14 protein-coding genes are annotated in these 18,845 nt (G+C 69.7%); all 14 read right to left on the bottom strand.

The window, feature by feature from the left end; all coding sequences use genetic code 11:
* The coding region (locus ACFWP5_RS11350) for a hypothetical protein (RefSeq protein ID WP_384153824.1) at positions 1 to 229 on the bottom strand (229 nt) is incomplete at its 3' end.
* A gap of 68 nt (positions 230 to 297) precedes the next feature.
* Positions 298 to 3,381, bottom strand: a complete 3,084-nt coding sequence (locus ACFWP5_RS11345) for a TniQ family protein (RefSeq protein WP_384153822.1) — start codon at positions 3,379 to 3,381, stop codon at positions 298 to 300.
* Complete coding sequence (locus ACFWP5_RS11340; RefSeq protein ID WP_384153820.1) at positions 3,378 to 4,514, bottom strand: TniB family NTP-binding protein; 1,137 nt, start codon at positions 4,512 to 4,514, stop codon at positions 3,378 to 3,380. Before ACFWP5_RS11340 ends, ACFWP5_RS11345 begins: the two co-directional genes overlap by 4 nt.
* A complete protein-coding gene (locus tag ACFWP5_RS11335) occupies positions 4,511 to 7,579 on the bottom strand; it encodes a TnsA-like heteromeric transposase endonuclease subunit (RefSeq protein ID WP_384153818.1) in 3,069 nt (1,022 codons plus the stop codon). The genes ACFWP5_RS11340 and ACFWP5_RS11335 overlap by 4 nt, the downstream gene beginning before the upstream one ends.
* Positions 7,580 to 7,910: 331 nt before the next feature.
* Entirely contained in the window at positions 7,911 to 8,600 is a 690-nt protein-coding gene (locus ACFWP5_RS11330) for a 2'-5' RNA ligase family protein (protein ID WP_384153816.1), read from the bottom strand.
* Positions 8,597 to 9,568, bottom strand: a complete 972-nt coding sequence (locus tag ACFWP5_RS11325; RefSeq protein ID WP_384153813.1) for an endonuclease/exonuclease/phosphatase family protein — start codon at positions 9,566 to 9,568, stop codon at positions 8,597 to 8,599. The genes ACFWP5_RS11330 and ACFWP5_RS11325 overlap by 4 nt, the downstream gene beginning before the upstream one ends.
* A gap of 45 nt (positions 9,569 to 9,613) precedes the next feature.
* On the bottom strand, positions 9,614 to 10,171 hold the full coding sequence (locus tag ACFWP5_RS11320) for an NUDIX domain-containing protein (protein WP_384153810.1): 558 nt from the start codon (positions 10,169 to 10,171) through the stop codon (positions 9,614 to 9,616).
* 532 nt (positions 10,172 to 10,703) lie between these two features.
* Positions 10,704 to 11,396, bottom strand: a complete 693-nt coding sequence (locus ACFWP5_RS11315) for an SAM-dependent methyltransferase (protein WP_384153807.1) — start codon at positions 11,394 to 11,396, stop codon at positions 10,704 to 10,706.
* 146 nt (positions 11,397 to 11,542) lie between these two features.
* Positions 11,543 to 13,834: a methyltransferase, FxLD system gene (gene fxlM, locus ACFWP5_RS11310; RefSeq protein ID WP_384153804.1), complete on the bottom strand. Its 2,292-nt coding sequence runs from the start codon at positions 13,832 to 13,834 to the stop codon at positions 11,543 to 11,545.
* A gap of 38 nt (positions 13,835 to 13,872) precedes the next feature.
* On the bottom strand, positions 13,873 to 15,723 hold the full coding sequence (locus ACFWP5_RS11305) for an ATP-binding cassette domain-containing protein (protein WP_384153830.1): 1,851 nt from the start codon (positions 15,721 to 15,723) through the stop codon (positions 13,873 to 13,875).
* Between the two features lie 71 nt (positions 15,724 to 15,794).
* Entirely contained in the window at positions 15,795 to 16,259 is a 465-nt protein-coding gene (locus ACFWP5_RS11300) for an NUDIX domain-containing protein (protein ID WP_384153801.1), read from the bottom strand.
* Entirely contained in the window at positions 16,256 to 17,146 is an 891-nt protein-coding gene (locus tag ACFWP5_RS11295) for an aminoglycoside phosphotransferase family protein (protein ID WP_384153798.1), read from the bottom strand. The genes ACFWP5_RS11300 and ACFWP5_RS11295 overlap by 4 nt, the downstream gene beginning before the upstream one ends.
* A 617-nt stretch (positions 17,147 to 17,763) precedes the next feature.
* Positions 17,764 to 18,216 carry an NUDIX domain-containing protein gene (locus ACFWP5_RS11290; RefSeq protein WP_384153828.1) on the bottom strand — a complete coding sequence of 151 codons (453 nt, stop codon included), beginning with the start codon at positions 18,214 to 18,216 and terminating at the stop codon, positions 17,764 to 17,766.
* Between the two features lie 235 nt (positions 18,217 to 18,451).
* Entirely contained in the window at positions 18,452 to 18,664 is a 213-nt protein-coding gene (locus tag ACFWP5_RS11285) for a JmjC domain-containing protein (protein WP_384153795.1), read from the bottom strand.
* Between the last annotated feature and the right edge of the window lie 181 nt (positions 18,665 to 18,845).

Below are 18,845 nucleotides of genomic sequence, written 5' to 3'. Positions count from 1 at the left end.
GCCCGCCGGCACCGACGGCGGGCTGGGCGGGGACGGGGTCGGCCACGGGCGGCAGCGCCGCGGGCACCGCCGGGGCGGTCTTGCCCAGGCGCGCACGTAGGTGCACGTTCTCGGCCTTGACCTGAGCGAGTTCCTCGCGGAGCTCCGCGTTCTCCTGCAGAGCCACATCAAGACGGATACGCAGTTCGTCAGGGTCATTGCAGACAGCCCAGTCCTCCACGCCTCTCATGATCCAGATTCCTCGCGGCCCGCGCAGGGAGATCGCCCAGATTTACCGCCGGTCACGCCCGCGGGGTATCACAGCTCCGCCGACCTGAGGGCCTTCGGTTTGTGGCGGGGTCCGTGGAGATCACCGAGCTGGTCGGTGTACGGCTGCGCGGCGGCCACGACCTTCTTGCCCAGGCCGGTGAGCTGCATCGCGTGTTTGACTCCGCCGCGGACCAGGAGCTGGCCGTCCAGGTCCCGTTCCAGCGTGCGGATCTGCAGGGTCACCGTGCCCGGATCGAGGTCCGCGTCGCGGGCGAACGCCGTCAGGGTGGGGTAGCGGACGGCTTCCAGGAAGCGGCGCAGTCGCCGCTGTCCGCCTTTGGCTCCTGCCGCCGGCCGCAGCAGAGCGGGCAGGCCAGCCAGCCTCGCTGCCGCGGCGGCGGTTGTCCGGGGCCTTCGCCGGTGATTCGTCCGCACGGGAGGCCGCGCCGCTTGAGCCGTAGTGGCGGGCAGTCCGAGTTGCCGGGCCAGGGGCAGGGCGGCGGCAAGGACCTGGTGTCCGAGGTCGGTGGGCTCCATCGGCCGGTTCTTCGTGGGCCGCACCAGTAGCGGGCCGCCGATCTCCTCCTCCAGACGCAGCAGATGCATGGTGACGCTGTGCGTGGGCAGGCCGCGTGCCGCGCACGCCTCGGAGAGGGTGCGGTATCCGGCGACCTGAAGGAACGTACGGAGCCGGCGCAGCTGGTAGTTGTTGCCGAGCACCGGGCGCAAGAGCGCAGGGATCGTCTCGACGTCGAGGTCGGGGCGGCTGAGGTGCCGGTTGTTCTGCCGGGGGATGTTGTGATGCTTGGCCCAGCGCGACACGGTGGCCGCCGTGACGCCCAGCTCTTTGCCGATGTCCTTGAAGGACCGGTTCTGCTCGACGTACTGCCCGTGAAGCCAGGCGCGGTCGAGCAGTTCCTTGGGGCCGCGGGTGCCGTCGGCCTGGCGGGGAAGGTTGGGGTGGCGGGGCAGGCCGTACTCGTCGACGAGCCGGGCCACCTGCTTGCGGTCGAGCCCGCGTTGCTCGGCGATCTCCAGGAAGGTCCCGTGCCGGTTGACGTAGAGCTTCTCGAGAACGTTCCGGGGCAGCTGCTTCCGGGCGATCTGCAGGGCGGTGGGAAGCCGCCTGCTCGATGATCCTTTGCGTGGCTGGCGTGGTTTTGGGCGGCCGGACCGTGGTTTGGGGGCACGTGGACCGGGCGCCGGGTGCTCGGTGAGGACGAAACGCAGCGTGCGCGGATCGGCGCCGAGATGTCGGGCGATGTGCTGCGGAGCTTGCCCGGCCCGGACCCGGTGGTGCAGGTCAGCGAGGTCAAGGCGTTCAGGATCGGCGCGTGGAAGGTCGAGGCCGTCCAGCAGTTCGGCGGGCGGCTCCCAGACCAGCGGTTCCTCGTCGATTCCCCGGCGGCCGAGGAACGCCCTTCCGGCCTGGTCGAGTTCGGCGAGGAGCTCCGGGGTCAGCAGATAAGGGAATCGGTTGCGGGCACTTCTGAAGGACACGGTCTGAGGCGGGAGTTGAGGCATGCGGCTGCCGGGCAGCCCGCTGACCCGCTCGAACAGCAGGCATCGGGCGACGGGATAGCGCCCGCCGTTCCCCGGCGATTGGACGGCCCGCTCGCACGCCCTCACCCACTCGTCCTGGGACAGCAGGTCTGTGTAGTCGAGGCGGCGGCGCCTCGTGTAGTCGATCGGGACGTCGCGGCTGTCGAGGTACTCGGCCAGGCGGATCAGTGCCGCCTGGATGTCGCGCCACTGCGGGGCCGCCCGCAGGGCCTGCAACGCTTGCGTGGCGATGGGCTGGTCGATCAGACCGCCCAGGTGCCGGGAGATCACGGGGGCGAGCTCGGCCCGGCTGTCCACCAGCATCAACGCGGCCGACAATGCGGTGCCCAGGTGTTTGCGCACCTGGGCGGGTGGATCAAGACGGGCCTCCCAGCGCGGCCACAGCACCGCGGGGGTCTTGGCCGCCCGGCGGGCCACCGTCTCCGCACTGGCCGACGGGCTGCCGGGCCGGGCGGCGGCCGAGCGGTAACGCAGTTGGTCCACCGAACGAAGGGTTGGCCCGACAGCGGCCACGTGCACGGTCTGCAGCCACGGGCTGGAGTACCGCGCCCAGACGCGGGACACCGTGGGGCTGATGAAGTTGCCGCGTTCCACCGCGGCGTCCAGCAGGAGCCGCATCGGCGGCGCCGCCCGCTCAACGTCGGCCTGCCCCAGGATGCTCCATGCCGCGGTGACGGTCGCGGCCGTGGCACCAGCACTGCCGGGGACTGCACGCCCCACGGCGTCGACGCCGGCTGACGTGGACGCGTAAGGCAGGAGATCAGCAGGCAGGAGCTGGGCGAGCCGGTCACCGGACACGACGAACAGCACGCGCCGGCCCAGGCCCTTCACGTCCGCCAGGACATCGAGGGCGGGCGGGGGTGCGTGCCGGTAGACGCCGAACGAGCCGACCCCGGTGGTGACGGTGTCGACGAGGTCCCGTTGTGCGCGCAGAGCCGGATGGTCAGCCTCGAAGCGGAGGGTCTTGGTCGAGTGCAGCGGATACCCGCAGCGAGGCCGAGGTCCGCTCTCCGGCCTGGGGCCGGGACGATCACACAAGCCCGGGGCGGGGATCTCGGTGTCGGGGTGCCGGCGGGGGCGCTGGGGTCCCGCGCACTGCGGGCAGGCGTCGGCCAGCAGCCGGCGGTGCGTCAGGCAGGCGTAGGACCAGCCGAACCTCCAGGACAGCTGCCACCGGCCGCCGCTCTCGGCGAGGCAGTCGGGGCAATACCGTGAGCCGCTTCCGGCACTGCGTCGCCAGTTGCGGGTGCGGTGCACTGCTTGCTTGTCGCGGTCGACGACCAGGGCCCGCTGGTCGTAGTTCTCCAGCGTCATCGCGCGAAGCGTTTCCGGGGCGAGGCCGGTCGTGACGCTCAAGCGGCCAGCTTCGAGCGGAGGCAGCAGGACGAGCCAGGGGGCACGAATGGGCAGCTGGTGCCCCGGCGGCCTGTGCTCCTCGATCAGGCCCACCTCGGTCAGCAGTTCCCCCATGGGCGTGCGTAGTCGCGCGGCGAGGGCCTCGAGCCAGGAATCGAGGGCCTCGCCGGGCACCGGGGCAAGCCGCAGCGGCAGCGACCGGACTCCTCTCACGCAGCCGTCTTCCCCGCCTTCGCTGCACGGGAGCGAGGCTTTGTCGTCATCCGCCCGCGGTCGAACTTCTTCGCGAGCGCCTTACGCGCCCGCTCCGCCGCCGCGTCCAGCTTGACCTGGTCGAGGAGTTCCTCATCCAGGAGCTCGGCGCCGGTGCGGGCGGCACGCTGACAGCCACGGTTGATCAGCGTCATCAGCGAGCCGATGTGCCCGGTGGTGCGGATGTAGAGGTAGTCGGACAGCTCGTCGGCGAGCATGCCGGGAAACTTCCGGCACAGCACGATCCGCTTCTCCAGGGCGAGCAGCATGCCGCGCCATTCACTGCGGTGCTTGTCGTTGGTGACGACGAACGGCGCCATGGTCAGCGGCGTGGTGCGGCGCGCGGTCTGGGCGAGGGTGATGTTGCCGCGGGAGTTGGCCTCGGAGTACAGGCCGCGGTTGCCCAGTTCGACACCGATGAAGATGATCGTGACGGGGAACTCGTTCGCGATGTACTTGAAGTGGTTGCTGACCTCGGTCCCGTTGCGGTCATGCCACTTGAGGAAGTGCAGATCGTCGATTACCAAGATGCGCGTCTCACATTCCAAGACGCAGTCCAGGGCGCGCTGAGCGAAGAGCGCGGCGGTGCCGCTCTTGCGGCCGGGGTGCGCGTAGTACTCCAGCAGTGACCGGTTGAACTCCTTCATGCCGATGTTGCTGGTCAGTCCGACCCGGCAGACCGGCCACCGCTCGTGTCCGGCGGCGGTGAGCGCCCCCTCCCGCTCGATCACCTGCCGGTGGTACTTCAACGCGAAGTCCAGCACCGCGGTGGTCTTGCCGAGTCCGGGGAAGGCGTCCACCGCCACGGCGCCCTTCGCTTTGTCGCCGTCCTGCTGATTGCTCGCGAGGATGTCCCACAAGTCCTCGTGCAGCGCCGTGAGTTGAGGTGTGCCGATCGGCCCCAGGTTGGCGTGCCAGATACTGCGGCCCTGCTCGTACTCCAGCAACGCCGCCTCGCTCAAAAGCGCCTTCTGCTTGAGTGTGAGCTGCTCCGGCGGCTGCCGCTTCGGCGCCTCGGCCAGGGCCCGCAGCCCCTCTTTACGCGAGAGCGTGAGGTTGTCCAGCGGCGGGGTCTCGGGGCGGGGCTGCATCATGCGTCCTCCAGAGCATCGGCGTAGAAGTCCCCGTCGTCCTCGGGACCGTCGAGTTCGTCTTCCTTGTCGTCATCACCGGGCAGCAGGCCCTCATACGGCTCGGCCTCCACCGCCTCCGGCTCCTCTGCGTCGTCCTCCTCGACGTCGGCGTTGGTGGCGAGGATCCGCGCGACGGACGGCAGCATGCGCACGTCGTCCTCGACGGTTCCCGGGAGGTCGAAGGCGGACTCCTCTCGGGCCTGGCGCAGCGCCAGACGGCGCTCGGTCATCGTCAGCCCGAGCCCCAGGTGCCAGCGGTCGAGCAGTTCGGCGACCGCGGTCTCGTCATCGGGGAACGGGTACTTCTCGCCCGCGATCTTCCGGGCGATCTCGATGGCCCCCTGGCTGATCGGGAACTTCTGCGCCGGGGCGTGCTCCCACTCCAGGGTGTGCCAGCGGCGGGTGTCCGGGCGGCGGAAGTAGATGTAGTTGACGTTGTCGGGGTCGACCTGCACGGGCCACAGCCCCTTGGCCTTCGGCCCGGTGTACGGGCTGGTCCCGCCCCGGTAGCCGTCCAGCCCGTCGCCGTTGTAGCGGCACTTGCGGATCTCGACGCCGTAGTGGTGGGTCGGCTTCCACTCGGTCTTGAGGAACTCGAAGCCGAGCGCCGGATCGCGGGGCACCTCGATGTAGCCGGCCCGGGCGATGCCGTGCTCGAACATCGCCGCAGGCGACAGCTTCAGCCCCGGTACGTGCACGTCGATGAGCCCCCTGTGCGGCCTGTGGTGATACGTGCAGGCCACCCATTCGCGGATGATCGCTTCCAACTCGTGGAGGAAGAAGAACGCCTGCTCCTCCGGCCGCTCACCCCGCGAGAACAGGTCCGGGCCCTTGTAGCCGGGCAGCGACTCCAGCAGCCCCTCGCGCACGGTCTTAAAAAATCTTTCAATCGGCCCTTTATCCCGGCCCGTTCGCAGACGGGCCGGCTGAATGGACAGGCCCAGACGCTGACAGACGGAGGTGATGTGCTCCGAGACGAAGGGTTTGCCGTGGTCGACGACGATCGTCTCCGGCACCAGAGCCGGAGAGGCGACACCGCCCTTCTTGGCTTCCTCCGGCTCCTCCTCGTCCGGGTCGAGTGCCTTCCGCTCGACGAACACCGTGCGGGGAATGCCGTGGTCAGGCCACACGGCGTGCGCTGGCCAGTCCTTGCCGGCGGGGCGGGGGCGGAAGGTCTGGAACATCACGGCCGCGACGTCGATGGACGACGTGGACACCGGGGTCACCCTGATCCCGCACACGCACCGGTCGTACCAGTCCATCGCGACCGTCAGTTCGGCCTGGACCCACTTCATCGTGATCGGGTCCATGGCGAAGACGTCCAGGCGCGTGGTGTCCATCAGCAGGTACTCGCCCGGCCGCGTGGGCCGCAGCTTCCCGTACGCGCCCGGCGGCCGGGTGGCGATGTCCCGGTTGCGCTTCGTACTCAGCCGGAAGGTCGGCAGCCGCCGCTCCAGCTCCTCGAGCCACCGGTATGCCGTCGCGCGACCGGGCAGCTTCACCTCTCCTTCGCCGTAGCGGGCCTCCAGGCGCGGGCCGACGGAGCGAATCACCTTCCCACGGGTCGGCTTCGAGTCCTTCCCGTGCTCGGCCATGATCTCCAGGGCCATCTCGACCCATCGCACGTCGGCCCGGCCCAGCCCTCCCATGTCGCCGCTCCCACGATCCGGGCCGCCGCGTACGAGCCCGGCTTCCCGGTCGGTGAGGAAGGCGCGCACCCACCGCTTGATGGTGCGTACGCTCACGCCCAACTCGGTGGCCTTCGCCTCGTACCGCTTCAGCTTGGGCACCGTAATCGCGTACTGCGGCCGGGGCTCGCCCGGCTCCGCGACTTCGTCGCTGCCCGAGCGGAAGCCGGTCAGGACCTCATTGATATGGGCGGCCCGCTCCCGGACCTCGGCAAGTTCCTCCTCGCTGAGCAGAGCGAACAGCACCGAGGCTGTCTCGCGGTCGTCGTCCGATTCCGGCCCCGGCCCGGTCGCGATGACCCGGGCCCGGCCCGAGGCGAGCACCTCGCGCAGCGACAGACGGAACCTGCGACCCGGCCCGTCACGGACCAGCACCTCGTTACCGGCCGCCGAGCCGAACATCTCCTCTACCACGACGACTTCGCCGTCGTACTTCAGCCTCGTGCCCACCCCGACACGTACAGCGGCTCCGGTCACATGTCCTCCTCCATGAGACCCCGACCTCGTGATCCGACAGATCTGCTCGATCTGCTCCGCGTCGAGTGCGGATTCGTCCTCGGGCTCCTCGATGGGGCGGGGCAGGTCGCGTCTGCCAGCGCCAGCCACCGTGGCCGGGCCCTGGCGCAGCATGTGGCGCTCGGACAGCGGCTCCGTCAGGTCCGTCACAAAGTGCTGGCACCACAACAGCCGCAGCACCGCGGCCCTCACCCGCCAGTCCGGGTGACGGGGGAAGGCATGAAACGCCTCGCCCAGCGTCGCCCCGTACAGATCTGTCGCCCGGATCTCCGCGAGCAGGTCCTCGTCGAAGAGCCAGTCGCGGCGATAGCCCGCGAGGAACCGCAGGTTCGCCAGTTCAGCTTCGGGCGGCTCGGACCACACCTGGAAATCCCAGCCGCGCGACAGAACGACCTCGCGGGCCCAGCCGAGCGCGAAGTTCACCTTCGGGCGGGTCAGCCGGTGCCGCGGTTTGACGTCCACAACCAGCGGAACGTCCTTCTCGCGCATCACCAGGAAGTCGGGCACGTGGCGGCGCCGACGGCCGTCGACGGTGGTGGACAGCAAGAACGGCTGGGCGAAGACGCCCGTCACGTCCTGGTCGAAGTCCGCGTAGAGCAGTCGTGTCAGCTCAAGCCGTGACTCGTAGACGACGTGGTCGCGCATGGTTGACGACCAGTACAGGCCGGAGTAGTGCTTCTGGCCCTCTCGCCAGCGGAACGTACGCCAAGGAATCGAGGGCTCGAAGACGTCGATGCCCGTCGTCGACCAGACCAGGTCCTCGTCGATCTTCCCGTCCGTACGGCGGAGACTCATCGAGACTTCGCCGATCACACGCGACATACCCCACCCCCGAGCAGCAAGAGCGGGGCGCGGAGCTCCCGGTCTCGACCAGCTGCGACATCTCCACGATCAAGCAGGAGGGGACGCTGCATAGAACGAGACCGGGAACAGCACTACGACGAGTGAAGGATCAGACAGGAGTGCGTCTCACCGCGTTGTCCCTTGGGTCGGACGAGGGCCATCGTCAATGAGAAAGGGTCACGCGAAATGCGAACCTACACCGCGGTGAGGTCGTAGAACTGTGTGTCTACTGGTTCGGGCCGGATGTAGAGATGGAGTGCTCCGGCTCCGGATGTCCAGTCCTGGCCTCGGAAGGTCGGCGTGAACGCTTTCATGATCCTTGTCCTGGTTCGGTGCGGCCCAGGTGAATCTCCTGCACGCGGTCGAAGGTGTAGGTGTTCGCAACGGGGTCCTGCCGTTCCAGGACCAGCCACAGGGAGGAGACGGTGGCCGCGACGCGGGCGCCGGGGCGAAGGGCACGGCCGAGTTCGGAGGCGAGGCGGTCCGAACGCGCCGCCAGATCGGGCGTGCTGGTGTCTTTGAGGCCGTAGCCTCCGGTCATGTGGCCCCAGAACCAGTCGGCGGGCCTGGGCAGGGCGAGTCCGGCTGATTCGAGCCCGGCCCGTACGCTCCGGTAGAGCTGGTGCAGTTCGTCCTCGGGCCACACATCGGCGAGGGCTGCGGACGCGGACGCGCGGGGCGGTCCGATCTCGATCCTGATCGGTGCCGCAGCGGCGAGTGCCTCCTGGACGGCCGGCGCGGCACGCAACAGGCACTCAGCGTCGATGCGCCGTCCGTCGCCGTCGTGGGGCTCGATCTTCTGGATCGTCATGTGTAGGTCGGGCTCGGCGACCGGCGTGATGAAATCCCGGTAGGGGGCCAACGTTTCACGGAAGCGGGCGAAGTAGGACAGCACGTGTGGTTGATCGTGCGGCAGCCACAGCACGTGCGGCGTGACCCGGTCCTCGTCCGGCGCGTTCGCACCGGCCCACAGCCGCTCCGGAGTCAGGAACTGCCTCACCGGCCACCCGCCTCAACTGCGATCAGAGCGGGATCGACGGTCGCCCAGATGATCCGGTGGTCGGATCCGGCCAGCGCCGCCGCGCTGTCCAGCACGCCGTACGCCGTCAGGGCGGGCGCGACCGGGCGGGATACGAGGATCAAGTCGATCCTGCGCTCGCCCCAGGGATCGGGATCGCCCTGTCCGTCCGCCCAATGACCGACCGTCGCCTGCCACGGAGCGCCCAGATGGGCAGCCGCGTCGACCATATAGCCGTTGCGCAGCAGCATTTCGGTCTGACGCCGGTCCGCGAGCTGCGTGCCGCCGATGGTGCCTTCCTGCACCTGGGATTCGAGATCGTCGTGGCCCTGGGTCGCGTACACCTCGGCGTCGTAGTAGTCCAACGTCCCGTATGGTCCTGGCACTTGGACGGCGGACAAGGCATTGAAATCACCGACCACGACGGCGGGCTTTACCCCTCCGGTGCGGCGCAGCAGGCCCTTGATCCGAAGCGCCTCCTGGAAACGCCAGTCCGGGCGGAAGGGATCACCCTGGTACACGACCAGGGTGAGGGGCTCGGGGGCGCCGATGTCGAAGGCCGCCGTGGTCAGTCCGTGCCAGAAATCCGGAACGCCCAGCGGCCGGTAGCTGTCCGGGACGTAGCAGGCTGTACCTGGCTTCCACAACGCGGCCGTGTACCAGGCTCGGTGGGGGTGGCCGTCGGCGGCCATCGCCATGCCGTGCGGATACCCGGCGGTGGGGGTGATTTTGGCGGTCAGTCCGCAGTCGTCGGCGAACGCTTTCACCGTATCGGCGGCTACGGCGTCCCACTGTTCACGCGGGGTGTTCGGGGCATCGACCACGATCTCCTGGACACCGAGAAGATCTGGGTCCAGCTCGCGCACGGCAGCGACGCGGTCGTTCCAGGCATCGGAGCCGAGGCCGTCGAGGCGGAGCTTGAAGGCGTTGTAGTTGCCTATCTTCAGCAACGCGAAGTTCCTTTCACAGACGGTGAGTTGACCTGGGCTGGCAGGTCAGGAAGCGGATGGCGGCGGTGTGATGGGGCGGCCGTCTTCCAGTACCACCGCGCCGTCGGTGTCGCGGGCGTGGAAGGCGGCCAGGGCGCGGCGGGCGTTCCCGGGCGCCATCAGGGCAGGGAGGTCGGCGGGGTCGACGAAGTCGACGCCTTCGATCTCGCCTTGGCGCGGGCGGATCGCGGCGATCTGTTCGCTGTCCCAGGTACCGCCGTCGAAGACGTAGATGATCTCGCCGGGGAAGCATGCGTCGGGGTCGAAGCCGGGTGTGGTGGACGGGACCCAGTCCACAGCCAGGGCCCGGCTGATCGGCAGGCGGACGCCGAGTTCCTCCAGGACCTCGCGAGCAGCGGCCGAGGCGGGGGCTTCCTCGGTGTCCACTCCGCCGCCGGGCAACAGCCGTGTCGTGCGGTAAGTGACGCGCTGGAGCAGGATGCGGTCGGCCGTGTCGGTGATGAGCACGGACACGCCGGTCCACAGGGTGGCCCGGGAGGCTCCGTACGCGGCGGCCGTCATCGCGGTGCCGGCTGAGTCGGCAGAGTCGCGGGGGGATTCCATCTGTTCTCCGATCGTGAGGGGCGGGGCCGGTTCCGGTGCCTTACTGCACCCCGATGGTCGTCAGACTCCGGGCAGCGGCGAAGGGAGTGAACTCGGCGGGCGTGTGACCGATGGGGAGGCTGGGGCGCCGTGCGGGGAGGCACCGGGCGCCGGGGGGTGAACAGCCCGTCGGGGAACCGGTCGAGTGGATACCGACGCCCGTCCCCGACGCTCTCGTTCTCCTGGTCGGTGGGTTCGCCATCCCACTCGGTGACGACTGCGGCCACCGTGAGTCGGACAACATCACCTACCGCGTCCACCAGGGTCCCGCGAAGGATCACGTCTTCCTCGCATGCCGTGCAGCCCGTCTGCTCCGCGAGTTCGCGGCCGACGGCTCGTTTCAGCGACTCGCCTGAGTCGATGTGCCGCCGGACGTTCGTGAGTGCCACGGTGCTGGAGGCCGAGGAGCAGGCCCTTTGGGCCGTGGAGGATGGCGCCGCCTTCCAAGGCCCCGTTCGGTTCTGGGGGCCGGCTCTGGTGCGAGGCCGACCTGTCACCGGGCACCTTGGCAGACTTGGAAGAGGGAGCAGGCGACAGGATTGTCTTCGTCAGGGGCGGAGAGGATGTCGATTTGGTCCACGACGAGGCCCTGCTCGACGAACAGGTTCTCCCACAGGGCCGGGACCAGCACCCACATGTCGACCCCGAGTTGGCCGCCGCCGGCCAGCGGCAGAATCTCGGGCCGTGGAGCGACGGCCGTCGAGGGGCCGAAACCGTCGGAGTTGGTGTGCAGGACAGAGAAGACCAGGCGCCCTCCGGGTGCCAGGGCTGTGGCGAGGGCGGGCAGCAGCCGTCGGGGGTCGATGTAGGCGAGGCCGTGGATGGAGTAGATGACGTCGTACGGCTTGGTCTGTTGGAGGTGTTCGACGGCGTCGGCGAGGATCAGGTTCAGGCGGGGCTGAGAGCCGTAGCGTGCGGTGGCGCGCTGGTGCTGCGTCGCGGACACGTCGACGGCGTCGACCAGGGCGCCGTGCTCGCGCGCGAGGTATGCGGCGTACTTGCCCAGGCCCGAGCCGAGGTCCAGTACCCGGTGGCCGGTGACATCACCGAGAACCTCGACACCGGGGCCGGTCGGCCAGAATCCCCAGGTGAGGCGGTCGACCTCGGGTACGGCGGTGGATCGTTCGAGGTGGCGCGTCCCGTACGCCGTCCAGGCCGTCACGTTGGCCAGTTCCTCGCAGTTCATCTGCACTCTCCGTTTCCGACGTGGTCGAGGTGGTGCTGTGGTTGCCGGCTGCCTGGGCCGTAGTGGGCGAGTCCTGGTTTGGCCGGCCGGGATGGAGAACGCGGGGCCGACTCCTGGGCCGTGGCTGGGTACGTGATCGGATCCGGTCAGGAACCCTCGTTGTTCCAGGTGAAGACGAGGCGGCTGTGCGGCTTGTCCAGCACGTGCCCGGTGGGCAGGTCCCGGTCGGCGGTGCCTGCGGGGAACACGGTCAGTTCGGGGTAGCCGTGGGGACGCACGTGCTGGTCCCATGAGCGCACCGCGGTGGCGAGTTGTTCGGCGAGCCGGGGACCATTGAGGCCGTAGGCGTGGGCGATGAATTCGGCCCGCCCCTGCTCGGAGGTAGCGGTGTCGGTGACCGGGACGTGGGTGAGGTAGGCCATGGAACCGTCGCCGAGCACGGCGGGTGCGTTGGCCCCACGGGGCACGGCAGCGATGGCGATGTCCCGGTCGCGGTCGAGTGCGAGGCGGCAGAAGCCGGGCACGGTGGTGGCGAGATAGAGCTGCAGAGTTTCGAAGGACTCCTGGGGCGCGACGGTCACGCCGGTGGGCACCTCGTGCCGTGGTCCGCGCAGCGCGTCCTCGATCCCGGACACGTCGGCCGGTTCGCCGTCCTCGAAGCGCAGTTGCAGCTCCCCGCCGCGCACATCGGCGACCGGGGTGGTGCGGGATGCGCTGCCGAGGTCCCGTACGAACCCGCAGAACGTGAAGCCGCGGGCATGCAGCACGTCGCCGTGCTTCTGGAAGGTGATGGCGCGGGTATAACCGTGGATCTCCAACGGCAATACCAAGTACCGGCCTTCGGCGAGCTGCTCGCGCCAGGCGGGGGCGATGTCCCAGCAGTTGTGAGTGATGACGCAGCCGTCGAACCCGGCGCCCGGCACGTGGCCGGGTGCGCCGAGACGTCCGTCGCCGAGCAGCACGTTGACCCGGCCGCTACCGGCCTCGGCGGTGAACCGGCGGGTGCGCGCGATGACGTACGGGTCGATGTCGACGCTCACCACCCGTCCGACCGGTCCGAGGACGTGGGCGAGGAGTTCGGCGTTGTAGCCGCCGGATCCCACCTCGCACACGGTCAGGCCGGGCTCCAGGTGGAGGCTTTCGATCATGTCGGCCTGGAGCCAGGCCGCGGACACCGAGCTGGTGGCCTGCCCTTCGTCGTCGCGGCGTGTGATGACGGCGAGGTCGTCGTCGTACGCCGTGGTCAACGGGCTCTCGGGCGTGAACCGGTGACGGGGCACTGCCCGCAGGGCCTGTCGGACCTCGTTCGAGGGCGCCCACCCGCCGGCGAAGACCTTCGCGGTCATGTCCTGCCTCAGTCGCACGGCCTGGGCCGGTTCGCCGTCCACGCGCGGGTGGATGATCGCGTGCGGGTAGGCGTGCACGGGGGCAAGGCCGGGGAGGACGCCGGGCCAGACGGCATCCAGCGCCTGCGCGGAGGGGGCGAAGATCTGGTCGAGGTGAGCCAGGGTGTGCAGGGGGTGCCACTCCCACCGTGTGAACTTGTCGGGCTCGCGGCAGGCGAGCGTGCCGGAATGGGCGGTGATGCGGACCACGGCGGTCAGGCGGGAGATGCCCTGGTTGTCGTCCCAGAGCATGCTCAGCACATGCCCGTCGGCTACTTCGGCGATCAGGCCGGTCTCCTCGGCCAGTTCACGCACCGCCGCCTGCTCGAACGGTTCGGATCCCTCCGTACGCCCGCCCGGCAGCTCCCACATGGTGCTGGTGGAACGGCCCAGCAGGACCCGGCCGTGGACGTCGGTCACCACCGCGCAGGCGCCCGTCACTGCGTGCGCGGCGGGCTTGTGTTTTTCCGCTACTGCGATCTGGTTGAGGCGCGGGCTGCGCAGGATCACCACGGCGAGCCCGTCCGTATCGAAGCGCTGGACCTGTTCCCATCCGGCACTCAGCAGACTGATCTCGTGCTCGTCCAGGGCGATGTCCCGCTTCTTGGCCGGGGTGTGCGCGGCGAGCGGGGTGATCACGACGATCGCGCCGTCCTCGCGCAGCCGGCGCCCGAGGTCGTGCATGATGCGGGTGCGGTCGCCCAGGAATGTGTACGCGAGCCGGAGGGTGATCAGGTCGTACGTGTTCTCCTCCAGAAGTGCGAGGTCGTCCCGCTCGACGTCGAGCCGCAGCCAGCGCACACCGGCCGGACTGGTGGCCCGCGCGTGGTCGAGGGCGCTGTCGGCCCAGTCCACGGCGTCGACCGTGTAGCCCGCCGATGCCAGGTGGACGGCCAACTCACCCAGACCGCAGCCGACGTCAAGGGCCCGGCCACCGTCGCCGGGGGCTGGTACGTGCTCGGCCAGCAGCGCCCGTTCCGTCTCCCCGAGGGAGCGGAAGCGCCGGTCTTGCGCGTAGTGGGTGTTCCACTCTTCCTGCTCTGCGTATCCCAACGGAGTCGCTCCTTCGCGCCGTTCGGTCGACGGGCGGGTCATCGGTCGGTGGACAGGGCGAGGAGTTCGGCGAACAGTCCGCCGCCGGAGGCGAGTTGGTCGTAGGTGCCGTGCTCGGCGATCCGGCCGCGCGTCATGACAATGATCTTGTCGGCGATCTGGGTGTTGACCAGCTGATGGGTGACCACGATCGTCATACGGCCGCCGGCGATCGACTTGATCTGTTCGAGGATGGCGTGTTCACCGCGGGCGTCCATCTGGCTGGTCGGCTCGTCCAGGATCAGCAGCTCCGGCTGCCGGTACAGGGCCCGCGCGCACGCCAGGCGCTGCCACTGCCCGCCCGACAGTTCCGTGCCGCCCCAGAACTCCCGCGCCAGCAGCGTGTCCAGGCCGTGCGTCAGTTCCTCGATGGCCTCCCGCAGGCCGACCGCCTCCAGCGCCTGCCACACCAAGTCGTCGTCGAACGTGCGGGGTTGGCCGAGGGTGACGTTGTCGCGGACGTTGAGCGGCCACTGCGCGAAGTTCTGCGGTACGAGTCCGGAGCGCTCCCACAGCCTGTCTGGGTCGAGGCTGGTGAGGTCGTGGCCGTTCCAGCTGACGGTGCCCTGGTCGGCGAGGAAGATCCCGGCGAGGAGACGGGTCAGGGTGGACTTTCCGGAGCCGTTCTCGCCGACCACGGCGAGGATCTCCCCGCGCCGCACCGTCAGCGACACCCCGGCCACCGCCGGCGTCTCTTTGCCGGGGTAGCGGTAGACGGCCTCGTCCAGGTGGATCTCCTCCACCGGCCCGACAAGGGCCAACTCGCCGCGTTTCGGGGCGCGTTCGGCGGCGAAGGCGAGGAAGGCTTCCATATCGGCCAGGTAGAGGGCGGTGTGGAACATGGCGGCGCCATTGATGACGAGCTGGCTGAGGGCGGCGAGGGTGGTCTGGACGGCGACGACCGCGGTGGCGGCGATCGCCGGTTCGATGCGTCCGGTGGCGGCCAGGTAGGCGAGCGCGGCCCAGGTGACGGTGAGGAAGACGCCGCCGATCGCGGAACTGGCCAGCACAACCCGCAGCATCGTCGGCGCCATGCCCAGGGTGCGCCGGTCGATGCGTTCGGAGATCGTACGGTGCCAGAACCCCAGGTAGGGGACCATGCCGTTGGCGCGGATCTCGTCGGTGAACTTCGGGCTGGTCACCCAACCCCGCATGTTCTGGCGGACGTTGCGGTCCCCTACATTGGCGTAGTGCGTCTCGTAGTTGATGCGCGCGTGCAGGATCGCGCCCGCGGCGGCGGGCACGACGGCGAGCAGGAGCAGCGGCAGCATCAGCGGGTTCAGCACCAGCAGTACCCCGCTCGCGGTGACCATGCGGGCCACGGCGGCGGCGAAGCGGGTGGCGTCCTGCACCATCACATGGCCACGAACCACGCCCATCTCCGCGGCCTCCTGACGGTCCGCGAAGCCGTCCTCGGCGCGTGCGGCGGCCTCCACCCGGCACACCGCCTCGACCAGCGCACTGTCGGCTTCCGTGGTCAGCCTTGGTGTGATCCGCCCGTCCGCGTACGAGGAGAGCGCGCTCGCGATCCGGCCCGCTGCCGCGGCGATGGCGATGCCCAGCAGTGCGGGCAGCGCCTGGTGCAGGCGCTCGGCCACCGGCCCGGCGGCCAGGATCGGCTGCATGGCGTGGCGGGTGTAGGTCAGCAGTAGGCCGGCAGCCACGGCGGTCAGTACCGTGCAGCCCGCCAGCAGCAGGACCGCGGACCGGTCGGTGGCCCACGCCATCCGCGCGGTCTGTCCCAGCACCCGCGGCAGCCGGGCGCACATCTGCCCGAACGACGCCTCGTCCAGCGGGTTCTTGGCGTACCGGCCCTCATAGCGGATCTCCGCCGGCGCCGGCGGCGGCACGACCGTCCGCGTGCCGCGGTCAGTTGGTCCGGCGTTGGGCGGGGTGTTCTGGGCGGGGACGAGGTCGCGGTTCACGAGCCACCTCCGCTCGCCGGGACGGTGATGGTGCCGAACCGGCGGCCGGCACAAAAATTCTCCAGGACCTGCCGGGTGTAGGGGTGGCAGTCGGAGGGCGGATCTCCGGGATCGATCCACAGGATCTGGTCGTGCTTGTGGGGCTCGGCGTTGTGCGGCTCTCCCTGCCAGCGGTGGGCAACGAACACGGCCCCGATCACCCGCATACCGTCCGCGTCGAGGTAGTGCACCAGCTGGCCGAACTCCAGGTCGTCGGCGGCGACATGGATCCCGGTCTCCTCGGCCAGCTCACGCAGGGCGCCCTCGTCGAGGAACTCGCCGGTCTCCAGCTTTCCGCCGACCACGGTGACCTGGTTCGCGCTGGTCTTCGACGTCGCGTTGTGCCGCACCGCGAGGATGCGCCCGTCGCCGCGCACCACCAGCACCATCACGTTCGCCGGACTCAGATACGGATCGCTCACGCTGCCTGCACCTCCAGCCGGGCCAGCGTCGCCCGCCCGCGCTCGACGATCTCGCGATCGCCATTGGGTACCCCCCAGGAGATGGCGCTCGCCGCATCCAGCGCGGACAGGCAGCGCAGTGCCCGCTCCTCCTCGCCGGTGAGCTCCCGGCCGTAGCCGGTCCAGAACGCCTCCCCCAGAACGGGATGCTCGGCCCAGGGGCCGCAGGCGAGGGGGATGACATCGGCGACCACGGCGTGCGGGCGGGCGCGCTCCAAGTCCACCGCCCCGACGCTGTGCCCGCGATCCGTGTCCAGCAGCCAGTTGCGTGCCTGGAAGTCTCCGTGGATGTATCCGGCGGGCAGCGCACCGATGTGTTCGAGCGCGGCGGCATGCCGCCGAACGGTCTGCCGTTCTGTCGGGCTGATCAGGTCACCGGCCCGTTCCAGGTGCCTGTCGGCGCCGCCAGCGGCACGGGCGATCTCGGCGACAGCGTCCCGGCGGTCCTGGAGGCAGAGATCGTTCTCTCCGCCGTGGAAGCGCCGCAGCCAGCTGCCGGCCTGCCGGTGCAGGGCGTGCTGCTCGGCGGGGGTGAGGGAGAGCGACTTCACCGGGCGGCCCGCGACCGGGGAGAGGAGCAGCGCCCGCTGATGCGGGTCGGTTCCCCGAAGCAGGGGGACGGTGCCCGACTGAAGACCGGGGGCGACTTCGCGCAGGGCGCGGGTCTCCCGGGCGAAGAACGCCGGGCTCGGGGACAGCTTCGCGAAGACCCGCCCGGTGTCGCAGGTCAGTTCCCACACGCGGGAGTTGGGGCGGTCGTGGGAGACATTGCGTTCGGACCGTACCGGGCCGACGATGCCCTGGGCCCATTCCCGCAGGGCGGGCGGGATCGGATGGCCGACGCTCATGCCCCCCACCTCGGTGTCGGACGTGACATATCCGCGAGGGGCGACACGGCAACACCGGCACCGACCGGCACACGGGAACGAACAGCCGTCCAGGCGGCCTCGGGCCGTCCAGGGACAGGATGAGCGAAAACGGGGGTGGGGCGCATGGTTCCTCCTGCGTTCGGCGCTGCGAGCGAACGAGCGTGTACAGGTGCGGGCACGGACGGTGGACACAGGCATTCATCGCCAACAGGGCGGCCGACAGGCCGGGTTGGGGATGACTGATGATGACCGGGACAACGAGCCGGCCGCTGGTTTCGAACACGCGTGTTTGAGTCGCGTCCCCGCCCCGCGGTTACGGGGCACGGGCGTCGCACATCCCTGAATTGAGCGGCGCACGGGGGTCCCGGTCGTGGCCGAATCGCCGAGGACCGGCACCCCCACGCCACGAAATGCGACGGTGCCATCGGGTCTGAGCGACCGCGACGCGAAGCCCGTCCCGTCCGTGGCAGCACAGACGGGCACAGGGGCGGACAGCTTGGGGATGGTGAGCAGTACGCGGTTAACCGGAGCGACTACACCTCTGGGAGACACGCTCCAGGGAGCGAGGCATGGGAGCGTGCCGGCCCTGGCTGGACTCATGGGCGGTGAGGGCCGATGCTCTGGATCGGTACACCGAGGTACAGCTCCGCCACCCCTCCGGTCTCGGCGGCCAGCAGGCTCTGTTCGATCCGCCGCAGCGCGTGGTCGACGGCGAGTTCTCCAATGGCCGTACGCTCGGCCCAGCGAGCTTCAGCGAAGACGCCGCCTTCGGCGATGGCCGGTTCGACGTTCTCGGGGAGCTGGACTTCGAACACCCAGTTGGTTCCCTCAACGTGTTTGCCCGGCCTCGCTGGGACGTGGTCGACCGCGAGCCATCGGCCGGGGGTCACACGCAGGCCCAGCCTCTCGTCGAGGGTGCGGCTGAGGGCTTGTCGCGGTAGTTCGTCCGGTCCGGCTGACCCTCTCGGCAGCCCCCATCGAGAGACTCTGATCTTGTCGAGGCGGTTGACCATCAGAAGCCGGTCGCCTCTCGTGATCACGGCGTGCACCCCCACCCGGCGGGGTGGCGGGTCTGTGAACCAGTTCTTCGTGGTGGCAGGCGACACGGTGTCTCCTTCGGATCTGCGGTTGTGTGCGGCATCTCTTGCGCCGGACGCGGCGGCGGCCGACGCATGAGAAGGTCTTCCGCCCGTCAGGCGGCGCCCTGGCGCAGGGGCCTGGGGTGCCCGCCGAGGGGGCGATCGGTGATGGCCAGCAGGACGTGGATCGAGTGCTGTGGTGTGGTCACGTCGTGGCGGACACCGCGGGGCAGGAGCAGTAGTTCACCGGGGCGGGTGGTGAGCTGGAGCCGGTATGCCGGGTCCGGGCCCCGAGGCGCCAGTTCTTCGCGCCGCGTACCTGCACGATCAGGCCGTCCCACTCGTCGTGGTGCGGGCCCGCCGTACGGTCTTGTGGGCGGGATTCGAACACGGAGCAGGAGACCCGGCGTCGGAGCATTCTGCTCAGGTGCAGGGTGGTGAGCGCGTGCCGGCCGTCGGACCGGGTGTGGAGGCTCTCCCCGACGCGGGTGCGAGGCCGGGAGGCGTATGCGCGTGCGAGGAAGCAGTCGGGCCAGCGCTACCGCAGCGGGTGGGGCCTGGTAAGTACGGGCGTCTCTCGCGCGTCCACTGCGCCTCCT

This window comes from Streptomyces sp. NPDC058469 (assembly GCF_042721125.1).
Lineage (GTDB): Bacteria > Actinomycetota > Actinomycetes > Streptomycetales > Streptomycetaceae > Streptomyces.
Note: the sequence above shows the minus strand (reverse complement) of the source record. Positions and strands in the feature narration are given on the sequence as shown.